The sequence below is a fragment of the Paraburkholderia sp. genome, assembly GCF_026225065.1.
Lineage (GTDB): Bacteria > Pseudomonadota > Gammaproteobacteria > Burkholderiales > Burkholderiaceae > Paraburkholderia.
This window is the reverse complement of record NZ_JAMFSB010000046.1, coordinates 1-15284: the sequence shown is the minus strand read 5'-3', so window position 1 is coordinate 15284 and position 15284 is coordinate 1. Positions and strand designations below refer to the sequence as shown.

The 15284-nt window shown below is 63.0% G+C and carries 16 protein-coding genes; 7 read left to right on the top strand and 9 right to left on the bottom strand.

All coding sequences use genetic code 11. From position 1 onward, the window contains the following. Nucleotides 1-29 precede the first annotated feature (29 nt). The 7 genes from purE to M0954_RS03675 form a co-directional block, all read right to left on the bottom strand. The gene (gene purE / locus M0954_RS03705; protein WP_297351703.1) at nucleotides 30-566 is read right to left on the bottom strand and encodes a 5-(carboxyamino)imidazole ribonucleotide mutase; all 537 of its coding nucleotides are present in this window, start codon (nucleotides 564-566) and stop codon (nucleotides 30-32) included. Between the two features lie 40 nt (nucleotides 567-606). After that, nucleotides 607-1497, bottom strand: coding sequence for a phosphoribosylaminoimidazolesuccinocarboxamide synthase (locus tag M0954_RS03700; RefSeq protein WP_122153469.1), 891 nt, complete (start codon nucleotides 1495-1497; stop codon nucleotides 607-609). Nucleotides 1498-1629: 132 nt separating this feature from the next. Beyond that, complete coding sequence (gene fba, locus M0954_RS03695; RefSeq protein WP_297351701.1) at nucleotides 1630-2694, bottom strand: class II fructose-bisphosphate aldolase; 1065 nt, start codon at nucleotides 2692-2694, stop codon at nucleotides 1630-1632. A gap of 196 nt (nucleotides 2695-2890) precedes the next feature. Continuing rightward, nucleotides 2891-4327, bottom strand: a complete 1437-nt coding sequence (pyk, locus tag M0954_RS03690; protein WP_074263454.1) for a pyruvate kinase — start codon at nucleotides 4325-4327, stop codon at nucleotides 2891-2893. A gap of 413 nt (nucleotides 4328-4740) precedes the next feature. After that, nucleotides 4741-5934, bottom strand: a complete 1194-nt coding sequence (locus tag M0954_RS03685; RefSeq protein ID WP_122153468.1) for a phosphoglycerate kinase — start codon at nucleotides 5932-5934, stop codon at nucleotides 4741-4743. 241 nt (nucleotides 5935-6175) lie between these two features. Next, on the bottom strand, nucleotides 6176-6502 hold the full coding sequence (locus tag M0954_RS03680) for an AzlD domain-containing protein (RefSeq protein ID WP_122153467.1): 327 nt from the start codon (nucleotides 6500-6502) through the stop codon (nucleotides 6176-6178). Further along, on the bottom strand, nucleotides 6499-7257 hold the full coding sequence (locus tag M0954_RS03675) for an AzlC family ABC transporter permease (RefSeq protein WP_123385507.1): 759 nt from the start codon (nucleotides 7255-7257) through the stop codon (nucleotides 6499-6501). The genes M0954_RS03680 and M0954_RS03675 overlap by 4 nt, the downstream gene beginning before the upstream one ends. 233 nt (nucleotides 7258-7490) lie before the next feature. Here M0954_RS03675 and M0954_RS03670 point away from each other — a divergent pair, with 233 nt between their 5' ends. The 7 genes from M0954_RS03670 to moaC all read left to right on the top strand — a co-directional run bounded on the left by M0954_RS03670 (nucleotide 7491) and on the right by moaC (nucleotide 12735). Beyond that, a complete protein-coding gene (locus M0954_RS03670) occupies nucleotides 7491-8411 on the top strand; it encodes a branched-chain amino acid transaminase (protein WP_122153465.1) in 921 nt (306 codons plus the stop codon). A gap of 69 nt (nucleotides 8412-8480) precedes the next feature. Beyond that, complete coding sequence (locus M0954_RS03665) at nucleotides 8481-8675, top strand: zinc-finger domain-containing protein (RefSeq protein WP_122153464.1); 195 nt, start codon at nucleotides 8481-8483, stop codon at nucleotides 8673-8675. Between the two features lie 166 nt (nucleotides 8676-8841). Beyond that, the gene (gene waaF / locus M0954_RS03660; protein WP_297351699.1) at nucleotides 8842-9867 is read left to right on the top strand and encodes a lipopolysaccharide heptosyltransferase II; all 1026 of its coding nucleotides are present in this window, start codon (nucleotides 8842-8844) and stop codon (nucleotides 9865-9867) included. Between the two features lie 162 nt (nucleotides 9868-10029). After that, nucleotides 10030-10476 (top strand): nuclear transport factor 2 family protein, encoded by a 447-nt coding sequence (locus M0954_RS03655; RefSeq protein WP_122153462.1) that lies wholly within the window; start codon nucleotides 10030-10032, stop codon nucleotides 10474-10476. Between the two features lie 37 nt (nucleotides 10477-10513). Next, nucleotides 10514-11584, top strand: a complete 1071-nt coding sequence (locus tag M0954_RS03650; protein WP_297351697.1) for a hydrolase — start codon at nucleotides 10514-10516, stop codon at nucleotides 11582-11584. Then, entirely contained in the window at nucleotides 11577-12182 is a 606-nt protein-coding gene (locus tag M0954_RS03645) for a DUF2946 family protein (RefSeq protein WP_297351695.1), read from the top strand. Before M0954_RS03650 ends, M0954_RS03645 begins: the two co-directional genes overlap by 8 nt. A gap of 76 nt (nucleotides 12183-12258) precedes the next feature. Next, on the top strand, nucleotides 12259-12735 hold the full coding sequence (gene moaC, locus M0954_RS03640) for a cyclic pyranopterin monophosphate synthase MoaC (protein ID WP_297351693.1): 477 nt from the start codon (nucleotides 12259-12261) through the stop codon (nucleotides 12733-12735). 77 nt (nucleotides 12736-12812) lie between these two features. Here moaC and M0954_RS03635 read toward each other — a convergent pair whose 3' ends face one another. Then, nucleotides 12813-14597 carry a Wzy polymerase domain-containing protein gene (locus M0954_RS03635; RefSeq protein WP_297351691.1) on the bottom strand — a complete coding sequence of 595 codons (1785 nt, stop codon included), beginning with the start codon at nucleotides 14595-14597 and terminating at the stop codon, nucleotides 12813-12815. Between the two features lie 111 nt (nucleotides 14598-14708). Beyond that, nucleotides 14709-15272 (bottom strand): pilin, encoded by a 564-nt coding sequence (locus M0954_RS03630; protein WP_297351718.1) that lies wholly within the window; start codon nucleotides 15270-15272, stop codon nucleotides 14709-14711. Nucleotides 15273-15284: the final 12 nt, after the last annotated feature.

Here is a 15284-nt window from a genome sequence, read left to right as displayed (position 1 = left end):
CGGGCAAACTTCGGCGCATCAAACCGCGCTTACAGCGCGGGCAACACCATTGCGTGCGCGGCTTCGTTCTGGAGCACACGGAACGCGGCCAGCGCGTTCGCGTATTCGGTCGACGTCACGCTCAAAATCGACACCGCGAACAGCGCAGCATTCGCCGCGCCTGCTTCGCCAATGGCAAACGTCGCAACCGGCACGCCCTTGGGCATCTGCACGATCGAATGCAGCGAATCGACGCCCTTCAGGTACTTGCTCGCCACCGGCACGCCAAGCACCGGCACCGTCGTCTTGGCGGCCAGCATGCCGGGCAGGTGCGCGGCGCCACCGGCGCCCGCGATGATCGCGCGCATACCGCGCTCGCGCGCCTTTTCCGCATACTCGAACATCTCGTCGGGCATGCGGTGCGCGGACACGACCTTCGCTTCGTACGGTACGCCGAATTCCTGCAGGATCGCAACAGCGTGCTTCATGACTTCCCAGTCGGAACTGGAACCCATCAGCACGCCGACCAGCGGCGCAGCATGCGTATGCGCAGTTTGTACCGCCTGGGCAGTCTGGACTTGGCTCATCTGTGAAACTTCCTCATCTTCCTTGGCTGCAGGCGCGGCGTTAAGCGAGCTTCTGCCCGGTCAGGCGCTCGAGCGCTTCCTGATACTTCGCGGCCGTCTTCGTGACCACTTCGTCCGGCAGCTTCGGCGCCGGCGGCTCTTTCTTCCACGACTGCGTTTCCAGCCAGTCGCGCACAAACTGTTTGTCGAATGACGGTGGATTGGTGCCCACCTGGTATTCGTCCGCCGGCCAGAAGCGCGACGAATCGGCGGTCAGCGCTTCGTCCATCAGGTACAGCTTGCCGTGATCATCCAGACCGAATTCGAACTTCGTGTCGGCAATGATGATGCCGCGCGTCGCCGCGTAATCCGCCGCTTCCTTGTACAGCTTGATCGAGATGTCGCGGATCGTGGCCGACAATTCGGTGCCGATGCGGCGTTCCATCTCGTTGTACGTGATGTTCTCGTCGTGGTGGCCCATTTCGGCCTTGGCTGCCGGCGTGAAGATCGGCTCAGGCAGCTTCTGCGCATTTTGCAGACCCGGCGGCAGTTCTACGCCGCATACCGCACCCGTGGCCTGGTAGTCCTTCCAGCCGCTACCGGCCAGATACCCGCGCACCACAGCTTCGACCAGGATAGGCTCGAGGCGCTTCACCACGACGGCGCGGCCCTTCACCTGCTCGGCTTCGTCCGCCGCGACCACCGATTCCGGCGCGACGCCGCTCAGGTGATTCGGCACGATGTGCTTGAGCTTGTCGAACCAGAAGTTGGCCATCTGGTTCAGCACGCGACCCTTGTTCGGAATCGGCTCGCCCATGATGACGTCAAACGCCGACAGACGGTCGGTGGTCACGATCAGCAACTGGTCGTTGCCCACCGCATAGTTGTCGCGGACCTTGCCGCGGCCAAGCAGCGGCAGCGAGCGGAGCGTGGATTCGTAGAGGGTAGACATCGTCGTAGTTCGCTAAAAGTGAGACAAAAATGAGACCGGAACAAAAGGGAAACGCCGTTCCCCCTATGATGCGGGAACGGCGAAGCGGACCGCAACCTGGCCGGATGGCCAGGTCCATGCTGTACTGCCAGCTTAGTGGACGACCTGTGCGAGGCCGCCCGACTTGTACTTCTCCGCAATTTTATCAAGCGAAACCGGCTTGATCTTGCCAGCCTGCCCTTCGGCGCCAAAGGCGACGAAACGGTCCAGGCAAACCTTCTTCGCCGCTTCGCGCGCCGGCTTCAGGTAATCGCGCGGGTCGAATTTGCCCGGATTCTCCGCCATGTAGCGACGGATCGCGCCGGTGATCGCCAGACGCAAGTCAGTATCGATATTAACCTTGCGCACGCCGTGCTTGATACCTTCCTGAATTTCTTCGACCGGCACGCCGTAGGTTTCCTTCATGTCGCCGCCGAATTCGCGGATCTCCGCGAGCAATTCCTGCGGCACCGACGACGAACCATGCATCACCAGGTGGGTGTTCGGAACACGCCGGTGAATTTCCTTGATGCGTTGAATCGACAGGATGTCGCCCGTAGGCTTCTTGCTGAACTTGTACGCACCGTGCGATGTGCCGATGGCAATTGCCAGCGCGTCGCATTGCGTCAGCTTGACGAAGTCGGCGGCCTGCTCCGGGTCCGTCAGCAGTTGCTCGCGCGTCATCGTGCCTTCCGCGCCGTGACCGTCTTCCTTGTCGCCCTTCATGGTTTCCAGCGAACCGAGCACGCCGAGCTCCGCTTCCACCGTCACGCCGATCGAGTGCGCCGCTTCCACCACCTTGCGCGATACGTCCACGTTGTACTCATACGAAGCGACTGTCTTGCCGTCGGCTTCGAGCGAGCCGTCCATCATCACGCTGGTAAAGCCGCTGCGAATCGCTGCCATGCACACTGCCGGCGACTGCCCGTGATCCTGGTGCATCACGACCGGAATGTGCGGATACGACTCGATGGCCGCTTCGACCAGATGGCGCAGGAACGGTTCGCCCGCATACTTCCGCGCGCCAGCCGAGGCCTGCATGATCACCGGAGCGTTGATCTGATCCGCTGCCGCCATGATGGCCTGCACCTGCTCCAGATTGTTTACGTTGAATGCCGGAAGTCCATAGCCGTTTTCAGCAGCATGGTCCAGCAGTTGACGCATTGATACGAGAGGCATGCACTACTCCTAAGTTTGAAACGAATCCTGTGCCGCCGGCCTCTAATTTTTACCAATTTTATCGCGAAGCAAATCGCACACCCTTACGCAGCAAGGCTCGGGGCTCGCCCAAAGGGCTTGCCCCAAAAACCTGCGCGCCGCCTCTAGCGGGTGCTGCGACTGCTTCGCTGTGCCGATCCAGGCAGTTTGAAGCCGATCAGTACGGTTCGCCCACCCGCACGATCTTCAGTGTGTTCGTTCCGCCGGCCTGACCCATCGGCTCGCCCACGGTCAGCACAACCATGTCGCCGCGCGATGCGTAGCCCTTGCTCACTACCGTCTCCAGTGCCTGCTGCAGCGCGGTGTCGCGATCGCTGCTTGTATCGAGATGCAGCGAGGTGACGTTGCGGTAGATCGCCATGGCGCGCTCGCTGCCCACTCGCGGCGTCAGCGCGAAAATCGGCACGTGCGTCCAGTGACGCGACATCCACAGCGCGGTCGAGCCCGACTCGGTCAACGCGACAATCGCCTTGGCGCCGAGGTGGAACGCCGTGAACAGCGCGCCCATGGCGATGGACTGGTCGATGCGGGTGAACGTGCGGTCGAGGAAATCCTTGTCCAGCTCGGACTGCTCCGACTTCTCCGCTTCCACGCAGATCGCAGCCATCGTTTCGATGGTCTGCACCGGGTACTTGCCCGCAGCGGATTCGGCGGAAAGCATGACCGCGTCGGTGCCGTCCAGCACCGCATTGGCGACGTCCGACACTTCGGCGCGCGTCGGCACCGGCGCGTAGATCATCGACTCCATCATCTGCGTGGCGGTGATCACGAACTTGTTCGATTCGCGTGCCATGCGAATCATGCGCTTTTGCAGCGCCGGAACAGCGGCGTTGCCCACTTCCACTGCCAGGTCGCCACGCGCGACCATGATGCCGTCGGAAGCGTCGAGGATGCCTTGCAGCGCCGGAATCGCTTCCGCGCGCTCGATCTTGGCGATCATCTTCGGCTTGATGCCGTAGGGCGCGCCCGCAATGTTCGCGAGCTGGCGGGCCATTTCCATGTCGGTGGCGTTCTTCGGGAACGAGACCGCGACGTAATCCACGCCGAGCGACATCGCCGTGCGGATGTCTTCCATGTCTTTGGCCGTCAAGGCCGGCGCCGTCAGGCCGCCGCCCTGGCGATTGATACCCTTGTTGTTCGACAGCTCACCGCCGATCTTCACAGTGGTGTGAATCTCACTGCCGAGCACGCGCACGACGTCGAGCACGATCAGGCCGTCGTTGAGCAACAGCACGTCGCCCGGTTTCAGGTCGCGCGGCAGGTCTTTATAGTCGAGGCCGACGCGGTCGTCGTTACCGAGTTCGCATTCGGAGTCGAGGACAAAAGCGTTGCCGGGAACGAGCGTGGTCTTGCCGTTTTCAAACCGGCCGACCCGGATCTTCGGGCCTTGCAGATCGGCCATGATGGCAACTTCGCGGCCCGCCTGACGGGCCGCTTCGCGCACGTATTCGGCGCGCTGGCGGTGGTCGTCGGCCGTGCCGTGCGAGAAGTTGAGGCGTACTACATCAAGCCCTGCCTTAATCATTTGCGACAGGATTTCGGGCGTGCTGGAAGCCGGGCCGATGGTGGCGACAATCTTGGTGGCGCGATGCATGAGTCTCCTCGTCTGGATGGGATCGCTGGAAAGAGCGCTGCGAGTTGGGTGCGGAGGCTGCGCACCGATGGAAGCTGCCTGGGGCTGCGCGCCAGTTGAAACCAGCGTCGCTTTCTTGTGGAATGAAGCGGTGTTCGAGACCAGCGTGCGGGACGCCAGCGGTACGGCGGATAGTGCGCCGCCGGCATGACCGGCGGGTGAAACCGTGGAAGCAGTGTGCTGCGGTGTAGCGGTGGAAGCTGGAGCACGCTCCCCTGCTGCGGCTGACTGTGCGGCCCCCGCGCCCTGTGTGGCTGCTGGTTTCGTTGCCGCCTTCACCTTGGTGGAGGCCACGGAGCCTGTGTTCTTGCTGGCCGACGACTTCACGCGCGTCTTTGCAGTTTTCGCCGATGGGGAACGTGTCGTCACGTTGATTAAGCCCGCGATTCCAGGACTTCGACAGCCGGCAGCTTCTTGCCCTCGAGGAATTCAAGGAAAGCGCCGCCGCCCGTCGAGATATAGCTGACCTTGTCCTGGATGCCGTACTTGGCGATGGCTGCGAGCGTGTCGCCACCGCCGGCAATCGAGAACGCCGGCGACTTGGCAATGGCATCCGCCAGCGTCTTCGTGCCGTTGCCGAACTGGTCGAATTCGAACACGCCGACCGGGCCGTTCCAGACGATCGTGCCGGCCTTTTCCAGTTGCGCGGCGAGTGCCTTGGCAGTTTCCGGTCCGATGTCGAGGATCAGGTCGTCGTCCTGCACGTCGGCCACGGCCTTGACTTCAGCCTTGGCGGTCGGCGAGAACTCCTTGGCCGTGACGACGTCGGTCGGGATCGGCACCGAGGCGCCGCGTGCCTTGGCTGCGTCGATGATGGCTTTGGCTTCGTTCACCAGATCGGCTTCGGCGAGCGATTTACCGATCTTCAGGCCGGCGGCCAGCATGAACGTATTGGCGATGCCGCCACCCACGATCAACTGGTCAACCTTCTCCGCCAGCGACTTCAGAATGGTCAGCTTGGTGGACACTTTCGAGCCGGCGACGATTGCCACCAGCGGGCGCTTCGGCGCGCCGAGCGCCTTGCCGAGCGCTTCGAGTTCAGCCGCCAGTAGCGGACCTGCGCACGCGACCGGCGCGTACTTCGCGATGCCGTGCGTGGTGGCTTCGGCGCGGTGGGCGGTGCCGAACGCGTCGTTGACGTAGATGTCGCAGAGCTTCGCCATCTTTTGCGCGAGCTCGTCGGAATCCTTCTTTTCGCCCTTGTTGACGCGGCAGTTTTCCAGCAGAACAACCTGGCCGGGCGCGACGTTGACGCCGTTTTCGACCCAGTTCGCCACCACCGGCACGTCGCGGCCGAGCAATTCGGCCAGACGCTTCGCGACCGGCGCGAGGGAATCTTCCGGCTTGAAATCGCCCTCGGTAGGACGGCCCAGATGCGAAGTCACCATCACGGCGGCGCCGGCGTCGAGCGCGGCCTTGATGGCCGGCACGGAGGCGCGAATGCGGGTGTCTTCGGTGATGTTGCCTTGATCGTCCTGCGGAACGTTCAGATCGGCGCGGATAAACACGCGTTTGCCCGACAGCTTGCCTTCGGAGATCAGATCGGAGAGACGCAGTACCTGGTTCATGAGCGTTGGATTGCGAGTTGATTGGAAGGCGGAGACGGACAGCGCGCGAACAGCCTCCGCTCAGGAGCCCCGCAGGGGTGGCTCTGCGAACAGGCACTGGCGGCATCTGCCGCAACGTCGCGCGGTGATCCGGGAGTCGATCATTTTAACTGATCCACACCCCGTCATGCCCCGCGCCGAGGCGAATGTCCCGTATTTGGGAGATAGATGCGCATGCTGCGACGCAGCATTGAGAACAAGGTCAATGAAATACAAGACGGAGTATCGTGAAAGTCACCATGCCGACGACGATCGTGCCGAGCATCGTGCGCCGCCACAGGAACCAGCCAAGCCCGGCGAGCGTCGCGTAGAACTCGTGATTCGACAGCCCGAACGACAGTCCATCGGGAGTGGCCAGCACGTCCGGAAGCACAACCGCAGCGAGCGCCGCGGCCGGCGCGTAGCGCAACATGCGCTGCAGGCGTTCCGGCAAAACCGTGCGCTCACCGCCGATCAGAAACAGCGCGCGCGTCAACGTCGTGACGAACATCATGCCGAAGATGGCGATCCAGATTTGCGTGCTGGTCATGGCGCCCCCTCTTGGGAATCCCCCGCGCGGTTGCGGATGCGGCGCAGGTCGGCGCGCTCGACCATCAGATCCGCCGCGCTGCCAGCGACAATCGCCGCAATCACCGCAAGCGGCAACGCGAGCCGGTACGGCAGATCGAAGCCGAGCAGCGCCACGATGCCGGCCACGCTCACGGCAACCAGCGTTGCACGGCTGTTGATAGCCGACACCATCACGGGAATCAGCGCCAGCGTGCCCGCCAGCGCGAGGCCCCAGTTATCCGGAATCAGGCTGGCGAGCAGGATGCCAATGATCGACGACACCTGCCAGGATAGCCAGCTCGCGCTCGCCATACCCCAGTAATAAGGCTCCTTGCCCGGCACGTAACCGGTCTGAAAGCTTTTCTTCTGGAACAGCAGGTAGATGACGTCGCCGTTGAAATAGCCGAGGACGATCCGGCGCCACATGGGCAGATAGGAGAAATGCGGTGCGAGTCCTGCGCTAAAGATCACAAAACGCGTATTCACCATGGCCGCGGTCAGCAGCACAGTCCAGACCGGCAATTTGGCGGCGAGCAGCGGCAACACGGCCAGTTGCGAGGAACCGGCATAGCAGAGCAGCGACATGGTGAGCGACTGCGGCAGCGTGAGTGCCGATTTGCTCATCGCGATGCCGGTGACGAGACCCCAGGAGAAGATCGCCATCAGCGTAGGCGAGTAATCGCGCATGCCTTCGCGGAAGCTACGACGCTGGAAATCGGTCAGGCTAGCGAGCATCGGACGGGGCGCCTCGGCGCGGGACGACGCCGCGGCGGCATGAAGTCGGCGCCAGGCCGACCAGCACTCGCTGGCGCAATCGGATTTGTATTATGTGTGGCCGGATTATAGCGTCCAGGGTGCGGCCAAATGCCCGTTCCGTGTGCAAAAGACGTTAAAATGACGGTCTTCGCCGCTTGCCGAACCGCTGTACGGCCTTGCGCACCCTTCACAACGCACTGCTGGAGAATCGTATGTCAATGGCCGACCGCGACGGCAAGATCTGGATGGATGGCAAACTCATCGACTGGCGCGACGCCAAGATCCACGTTCTCACCCATACGCTGCACTACGGCATGGGAGTTTTCGAAGGCGTGCGCGCCTACAACACGGCTAACGGCACCGCGATTTTCCGTCTCCAGGAACACACCAAGCGCCTGCTGAACTCGGCCAAGATCTTCCAGATGGACGTGCCGTTCGACCACGAAACGCTCGCCGCCGCGCAGCGCGAAGTGGTGCGCGAGAACAAGCTCGAGTCCTGCTACCTGCGCCCGATCATCTGGGTCGGCTCGGAAAAGCTCGGCGTGTCGGCCAAGGGCAACACGATCCACGTGGCCATCGCCGCCTGGCCGTGGGGTGCTTATCTCGGCGAAGACGGCCTGGCTAAAGGCATCCGCGTAAAGACCTCGTCGTTCACGCGCCACCATGTGAACGTTTCCATGGTCCGCGCCAAGGCGTCGGGCTGGTACGTGAACTCGATCCTCGCCAACCAGGAAGCCACCGCCGACGGCTACGACGAAGCGCTGCTGCTCGACGTAGACGGCTACGTGTCGGAAGGCTCCGGCGAAAACTTCTTCCTGGTGAACAACGGCAAGCTGTACACGCCGGATCTGGCCTCCTGCCTGGACGGCATCACGCGCGACACAGTCATCACGCTGGCGAAAGATGCCGGCATCGAAGTGATCGAAAAGCGCATTACGCGTGACGAGGTCTACACCTGCGACGAAGCGTTCTTCACCGGCACCGCCGCTGAAGTCACGCCGATCCGCGAACTCGACAACCGCACGATCGGCTCCGGCGCACGCGGCCCGATCACGGAAAAGCTGCAAAGCGGCTTCTTTGACATCGTGAACGGCAAGAGCGAGAAGTACGCGCACTGGCTGAGCAAGGTCTAAGTCCGAATCAAACTAAAGCAGGCCGCCGTGGCGGCGCGCCTGCGCCCTGTCTCTATCGAGAAAGCCCCCATGAGCGAAATCAAGGAAATGCCGCTGGTCGAACTGTCGGCAAAAGATCTGCCCGCCTATTGTCCGAACCCGGCGATGGCGCGCTGGAGCGCCCATCCGCGTGTGTTTATCGACGTGACGCACGGCGAGGCGCGCTGCCCGTACTGCGGCACGCGCTACAAGCTGCGCGACGGCGAAGTGGTCAAAGGCCACTGAAAGCCGCTCACCGGCTGGGCGCGCCCGCCACAATCAGGCCGCATGCTGAGCGCGGAGCCACTCATCCTGGCGCCGCGCGTCGGCATGCCGCCGCTTCCCTGCTAAAACCAGAACGCTGCGCGCGAATGCGTGCGGCGCGTTCTTTCGACACCGGAAACCCACCCTGATGCGTCGCACGTTGGTTATCGCACCGAACTGGATCGGTGACGCATTGATGGCGCAGCCTTTGTTCTCGCGCCTCATGAAGCTGCATCCCCGCCTCGCAATCGACGCGGTTGCGCCCTCATGGGTCGCGCCCGTGCTTGAGCGCATGCCGGAGATTCGCGACGTTTATGCGACCGACCTCGCGCACGGCAAGCTGCAGATGCTGCGACGCTGGCAGCTGTCCAGCGATCTGCGCGATGTCGGTTACGACGCGGCTTACGTGCTGCCGAATTCGCTCAAATCGGCGCTAATTCCGTGGATGGCGGGCATTCCGCTGCGCATTGGCTATACCGGCGAGAGCCGCTACGGCCTGCTAAACGTGCGCCATTCGAATCCGCGCAAGGACGCGCGTCCTCCGATGGTCGGCCAGTACGCGGCGTTAGCCTACAAGCCAGACGCGAAGGTGCCCGACGACCTGCCGATGCCGCGGCTCGACGCCGATCTGAACGAAGCGTCGCGTGTGTCGGCCCGCTTCAATCTGGACACGCGCGTGCCGCTGCTGGTGTTCTGCCCCGGCGCGGAATACGGCCCGGCCAAGCGCTGGCCGCCGGAGCACTTTGCGGCGCTGGCGCAAATCGTGGGTCAGTCGTTCCCGTACACGCAAATCATCGCGCTCGGTTCGCCAAAAGACGCGCCGCTCGCCCAGGCGATCGCGGAACGCTCGCCAAACGTGCGCAACCTCTGCGGGCAAACCGCGCTGGGCGAAGCGTGCGCGCTGATCTCGCGCGCCAACGCCGTGGTCACCAACGATTCCGGCCTGATGCACGTAGCAGCCGCGCTGCGGCGGCCGCTCGTGGCCGTGTACGGCTCGACCGATCCACGCCACACACCGCCATTGTCCGAGCTTGCGAAGGTACAATGGTTGCATCTCGAATGCAGTCCCTGTTTTGCGCGCGAGTGTCCGCTCGGTCATCTGAACTGCCTGCGGCAACTGAGCGCCGAGCAGGTTTTCGGCGACCTGCGCGGCATGCTGCTCGCGCAACGCTGAACCGTCCGGGAACCGCACGCCGCGTTGCAAGCCCGCCACGTGGCGTCATCCCTGCGCCCTGGAGCGCGGGCATCCTCGCGGTTGTCCCGCCGGGTTGTTCCTGGTTGTCCTGTTTTTACTGCTGCCCGCAACCGCGTGCCGCGCACAAGAGACTGACGAGCCATGCCACGTTTTGCCCACATCTTCGAAGCCGCTGCGGATACCCTCAACGCCTATTACCAGGCGGTAGCAGAGGTCAATCTCGAGAGTTTGATGGGCCTGTGGATCGATGAGGAGTTCGCCAGCTACATCAGCGCCGACGGCTCGCACCTGCACGGTCTGGACACCATCCGCGCCGGCCTCGCGGTACAGCTCCAAGCCAACCCGGTTTCGATCGAACCGGTGGATATCCGCGTGTACGACAGCCTCGGCACTGTGGTGTATGCGATTGCGGAAGCGCACCGCCCGGCCGATCCGAAAGCCGCGGCTTCCATGGTCTTTAGCACTTACGTGATGGTCCACGAGCGCGGCGAGTGGAAGATTGCACATATCCACGCTAGTGCGATGCCGAACGAAGCGGCAAACCAGTTTGCTGCGAAAATGCGTCATGGTCAGGGGTCTTTGCACTAACGACGCCGCACGTTTTCTGTTTTTTTCGGTCGCTGGTATGAGTACGACGCACAACAAGAGCGTTTCTCCCGCAACCGCCCGCGCGGCGGCCGTTGAGACGAGCGTCGTCGAAACGTTCTATCGCGCGCCGCTCTGGCTGCCGAACAGCCATGTTCAAACCATTGTCCCGGCTCTGTTTGCACGGCTTCCGGCTGTGACCTACCGGCGCGAGCGCTGGGATACGCCGGATGGCGATTTCATCGAACTCGACTGGCTAGTGCATGAGGCGACTGCTTCGGGCGCCTGGGACAACGAAGAACCCTCAACCGACGTCCCACTCTTCGTGCTGTTTCACGGGCTCGAAGGCAGTTCAAACTCCCACTATGCCCGCGCGCTGATGGCGGCGGCGCGCGAACGCGGATGGCACGGTGTCGTGCCGCACTTTCGCAGCTGCAGCGGACCGATGAACCTGTTGCCGCGCTTCTATCACCTCGCCGATAGCGCCGAAGTGGACTGGGTGCTGCGGCGTCTGCGGGATGTGCACTCCGGGCCGATCGTGGCGGCGGGTGTTTCGCTGGGCGGCAATGTGCTGCTACGCTGGCTAGGCGAACGGCGCGAAGATGCCTCGTTTCTCACCGCCGCCGCGGCGATCTCCGCGCCGCTCGATGTGCATGCCGGCGGCCGGGCACTATCGCAAGGTTTCGGCAAGATGTACACGCGAAATTTCCTGAAAACGCTGAAAGTGAAGGCGCTGCAGAAGCTCGAACAGTATCCAGGCCTGTACGACGCCCACGCGATGCTCGCGACCCGCAACATGTACGAGTTCGACAACATCGTCACGGCTCCGCTACACGGCTTTCGCAATGCCGACGACTACTGGACCCAGGCGACCACGCGGCCATTGCTGCCGGAGATCACTGTGCCCACGCTCGTGCTCAATGCGCGTAACGATCCGTTCCTGCCCGGTGCCGTGTTGCCGGGGCGGCATGAAGTGTCGGCCGCGATCGAACTGGACCAGCCGCAGCACGGCGGCCACGTTGGCTTTATGACGGGCCCGTTTCCGGGGCGCAGCGACTGGCTGTCGCGACGCGTTTTCAACTACCTCACGCCATTTGTCGACCATGGATGACATCGTTCGCCAGGCGCTCGCAAAATGGCCCAACGTGCCGCATTGCACCGGCTGGCTGCTGCTCGACCGGCGCGGCAACTGGCGTATGCGCGACGATGAGGTTCAGGCGCGCGGCGCGCCGGGAGAACCGATAAGGCATGCGGCGCTGCTTGCGTTTATCAATCGGAACTACGAAGCGGATGCGGGTGGGCAGTGGTTCTTTCAGAATGGACCGCAGCGGGTGTATGTGGAGTTGGGTTATACACCGTGGGTGGTACGGCTTGGCCTGGATGATGGGGATGGCGGTCAACCGACATTGACGCTGACGGATCAGGCCGGGAACGCGTTTGAGCCTGCGGCAGCGTATCTGGATGACGAAGGCGGCGTGCTGTTCACGGACGCATCAACGCCACCGCGAATTGCCGTTTTGCATGACCACGATCTTGATCTGTTTTCCGAGCACGCTGAGGTGGCCGAGGATGGTAGCGCTGGACGGTTCCATTGGCGCGATGGGGTGACGCTGCCGTTGCAGCCGGTTGCGCATGCCGAGGTGGCGGCGCGGTTTGGGTTCGTTGCGAGTCCGGCTCACGCTGCTGCTCTGAAAGGCGAGGCGTCATAATCGGGGCTTCGCACCCGGTTTGTCAGCGGCACCGCGCTGTTATGATTGGCGCCCTCGGAAAGGAAGGAGCCCCACCATGCCTGAACTCACCCACTTCGACGCCGCCGGCCAGGCGCATATAGTGGACGTCGGCGCCAAGCAGGAAACCAAACGCATCGCCATCGCGCGCGGCTCGATCCGTATGCTGCCGGAGACGTTTGCGCTCATCCGCGACGGCAACGCCAAGAAAGGCGATGTGATCGGCATCGCGCGCATCGCTGCGATTCAAGGCGCCAAGCGCACCGCGGATCTTATCCCGCTGTGTCATCCGCTCGCGCTGACGCGCGTCAAGGTGGATTTCGAACTCGACGAGACACTGCCCGGCGTGCATTGCACAGTGCAGGTGGAAACGTTGGGGCGCACAGGCGTGGAGATGGAAGCACTGACCGCCGTACAGGTGGGACTGCTGACGGTCTACGACATGTGCAAGGCGGTGGATCGCGGCATGACGATCACTGATGTGAAGGTGCTGGAGAAGCACGGCGGGAAGTCGGGGGATTGGGTGGCGGCATAAGCGCTGCTTCTGCGCTCACCCCGCCCTTCCGCTCCGTTTCCGTTTATCCGCGTCGCGCTCATCAACTACGAGCGGACTCAGTCATCGCTGTCGTCGTCATCCTGATTCACGTCTTTCGGCGGCATGCCGTACAGCTTGATTAGCTCCGCCTTGAAGCCCGCGAGGCTCTTCTGCTCATCGCACAGCTGATACAGATAGGCCTGTTGCGACGGCCAATCCTTCAGTTCTCTCGCGAAAATCTTCAGACGCACAACGGTGTCGAAGGCGCCGTTCGTGTCGCCGCTCAGCGCTTGCAGCACCGCATAACGCCGCAACACCGTTTCACCCGGCAGCAGCGCGAGCGCCTGCCTGTGCATGGCGAGCTTGTGAGCGAGATCCTGGGCGTTCATCGGCAGCAGCGTCGCCATCCCGTACTCGCCCCACGCACCGAACAGGAACGCTGGATCGTTGGCGTATTGCTGTGCCGGACTCGAGCCGTAATACAGCACCTCCGAGCGGTTGTAGTCGCGATAGACGGGATACAGTGCAGCCAACCCAACGAACACGACCACCACGTAGACGCCGAACGACACGCGGCTCGGCACCAGCCGCAATGAGCGCGTCTCCAGCAGGCCAAACACGAACATCGCCGGCAGCAGGAAGAACATGTATTGCTGCGGATACTCGACCAGCGCGTGCATCACCAGCACGCCGATCAGCGCAATGCCGAACACGCGAGCGGCGGTGTGCGGCGCACGCACCACGCGCACGAGCCACGCCAGCAGGCCGAGTAGCACGATCGCCAGGCCGATCAGACCGGTTTTGCCCAGCAGATCGAGGAAGATATCGTGCGAGTTGTTGGCAATCTCGACCGCGCCCAGCGCCCGCACATAGTCGAACTGGTAACGCGGAAACTCGCCCCAGCCGACGCCGAGCACGGGATGCGCCTTGAACATCGTCCAACCGTATTTCCACAGCGCAAGCCGTGGCGCGATCTGACCGGCGTCCTTGAAGCGATCGGCGGCGGATTCGGCCAGATCGAGCTGGTAGTGCACATTGGCCCAGCGAACCAGCGCGTTCACGACGAAGAACAACACGCCGAGCGCCACCGGGGTCAACCATTCGCGGTTACTGCGTCGCAGAGCCGGGTTGCGCCGGATTTCCGCAAAGGCCATCCAGAACCCCGCCACGACGATCACGCCCATCTGCAGCCACGGGCCGCGCGAGACGGTCAGCGCCAGGCCGCCCGCAAAAATCACCGACAGCAGCGCCCACAGGATGAGCGGAAGCCGCCGCGTCTGCACGAGGAACAAGGCGCCGGCCATCGCGAAAGCGATGTAGGTAGCGAGGTGGTTAGCCTGCGCCATATTGCCGAACGGCCGGCGCTCGACCGTGATGTTGTACGCAACAACCAGCGGCGTGACCTTGGTCTCCAGATGGAACACCTGGATCACCTGGCAAAACACCGCAAACAATCCGCCGATGATCAGCGCATAGGCGGCCCAGCGCAGCACCTCCTCGCTCATCCGGACCCGGCTGAAGGTGTAGCCGGTGTGGGTCGCCATGAAGGCCGCCAGCAGATACCCGGCACCGAGCCAGTTCATCGACGGCTGTGCAACCTGCAGCACAAACGTCTGCGCCACCAGCAGCAGCCCAAACAGCAGCGGCACGAGCGCGACCGTGGGCGATTCAAACTCGAAGCGGCGACGCTCCGTCCAGGCCAGCAGCACCACAGCCGCGCTGGTCATCACATACAACGTCAACGCGGTAAATTCCGCGTAAAAGGTCGGAATCGGATAGGTATGGTTGACCACTGCGTAAGGCAGGATCAACGCACAAGCCAGTATGGCCAGAGATAGAAAGCGCGCAAATGGGGTGGGCATGAGGAACCGGGGGCGTCAGCAACCGGCGCACTATACAAAAAAATCCTCCCCCTGTGCGCCGGACGGCCTCAAATATCCCGAAATCAGCAAGTCCGTACCCTTACTGAAACATCAACTCCGGCATTCAGGCGGCGCCAGATTGGACGGCAAGGTCGGCGCATCCGCCGGACTCGGGCCTGCGCCCGGTGCGGGCAACGACGAAGCACCCTTGCCGCCCGCAAAACACTCCCATGTCAGCGTCCCCGGCTGGGCTGAGCCTTTGACCAGGGCAATCCGTGCAGTCGGCGTATCCGCGTTGTCGGGCACCGACGGCACCAGCACCAACGTATTGCTACCGGCCGGCGCAACGCGCGTGGTGAAAACCACGGTAATCTGCCCCGTGTCGTCATCCACATGCACCGACTCCACATTCTTCGTGGCGGTTGGCGGCGCATAGCCGCCTCCGAACGCAGCGCCGCTGGCCGCGTTTTCCGCAACGGCGAGCCGTGCCGACGTGGCGAGCGACAGGCCCTCGCCTACCCGGCTGCGCGCCAGATAATCCTGATACGCCGGAATGGCATAGGCGGCAATCACCCCGACAATCGCGAGCACGATCATCAGTTCGATCAAGGTGAAGCCGAGCTTGCGGCTGACCCGGGCGATCCGCGTGGGCCATTGCACGCTGGGGTCGGAGATCGGTGCGCCTGC

What these genes read in the sequence shown, in the direction of transcription:
- purE (WP_297351703.1), bottom strand. Translation starts at nt 566, where the DNA reads ATGAGCCAAGTCCAGACTGCCCAGGCGGTACAAACTGCGCATACGCAT.
- M0954_RS03700 (WP_122153469.1), bottom strand. Translation starts at nt 1,497, where the DNA reads ATGTCTACCCTCTACGAATCCACGCTCCGCTCGCTGCCGCTGCTTGGC.
- fba (WP_297351701.1), bottom strand. Translation starts at nt 2,694, where the DNA reads ATGCCTCTCGTATCAATGCGTCAACTGCTGGACCATGCTGCTGAAAAC.
- pyk (WP_074263454.1), bottom strand. Translation starts at nt 4,327, where the DNA reads ATGCATCGCGCCACCAAGATTGTCGCCACCATCGGCCCGGCTTCCAGC.
- M0954_RS03685 (WP_122153468.1), bottom strand. Translation starts at nt 5,934, where the DNA reads ATGAACCAGGTACTGCGTCTCTCCGATCTGATCTCCGAAGGCAAGCTG.
- M0954_RS03680 (WP_122153467.1), bottom strand. Translation starts at nt 6,502, where the DNA reads ATGACCAGCACGCAAATCTGGATCGCCATCTTCGGCATGATGTTCGTC.
- M0954_RS03675 (WP_123385507.1), bottom strand. Translation starts at nt 7,257, where the DNA reads ATGCTCGCTAGCCTGACCGATTTCCAGCGTCGTAGCTTCCGCGAAGGC.
- M0954_RS03670 (WP_122153465.1), top strand. Translation starts at nt 7,491, where the DNA reads ATGTCAATGGCCGACCGCGACGGCAAGATCTGGATGGATGGCAAACTC.
- M0954_RS03665 (WP_122153464.1), top strand. Translation starts at nt 8,481, where the DNA reads ATGAGCGAAATCAAGGAAATGCCGCTGGTCGAACTGTCGGCAAAAGAT.
- waaF (WP_297351699.1), top strand. Translation starts at nt 8,842, where the DNA reads ATGCGTCGCACGTTGGTTATCGCACCGAACTGGATCGGTGACGCATTG.
- M0954_RS03655 (WP_122153462.1), top strand. Translation starts at nt 10,030, where the DNA reads ATGCCACGTTTTGCCCACATCTTCGAAGCCGCTGCGGATACCCTCAAC.
- M0954_RS03650 (WP_297351697.1), top strand. Translation starts at nt 10,514, where the DNA reads ATGAGTACGACGCACAACAAGAGCGTTTCTCCCGCAACCGCCCGCGCG.
- M0954_RS03645 (WP_297351695.1), top strand. Translation starts at nt 11,577, where the DNA reads ATGGATGACATCGTTCGCCAGGCGCTCGCAAAATGGCCCAACGTGCCG.
- moaC (WP_297351693.1), top strand. Translation starts at nt 12,259, where the DNA reads ATGCCTGAACTCACCCACTTCGACGCCGCCGGCCAGGCGCATATAGTG.
- M0954_RS03635 (WP_297351691.1), bottom strand. Translation starts at nt 14,597, where the DNA reads ATGCCCACCCCATTTGCGCGCTTTCTATCTCTGGCCATACTGGCTTGT.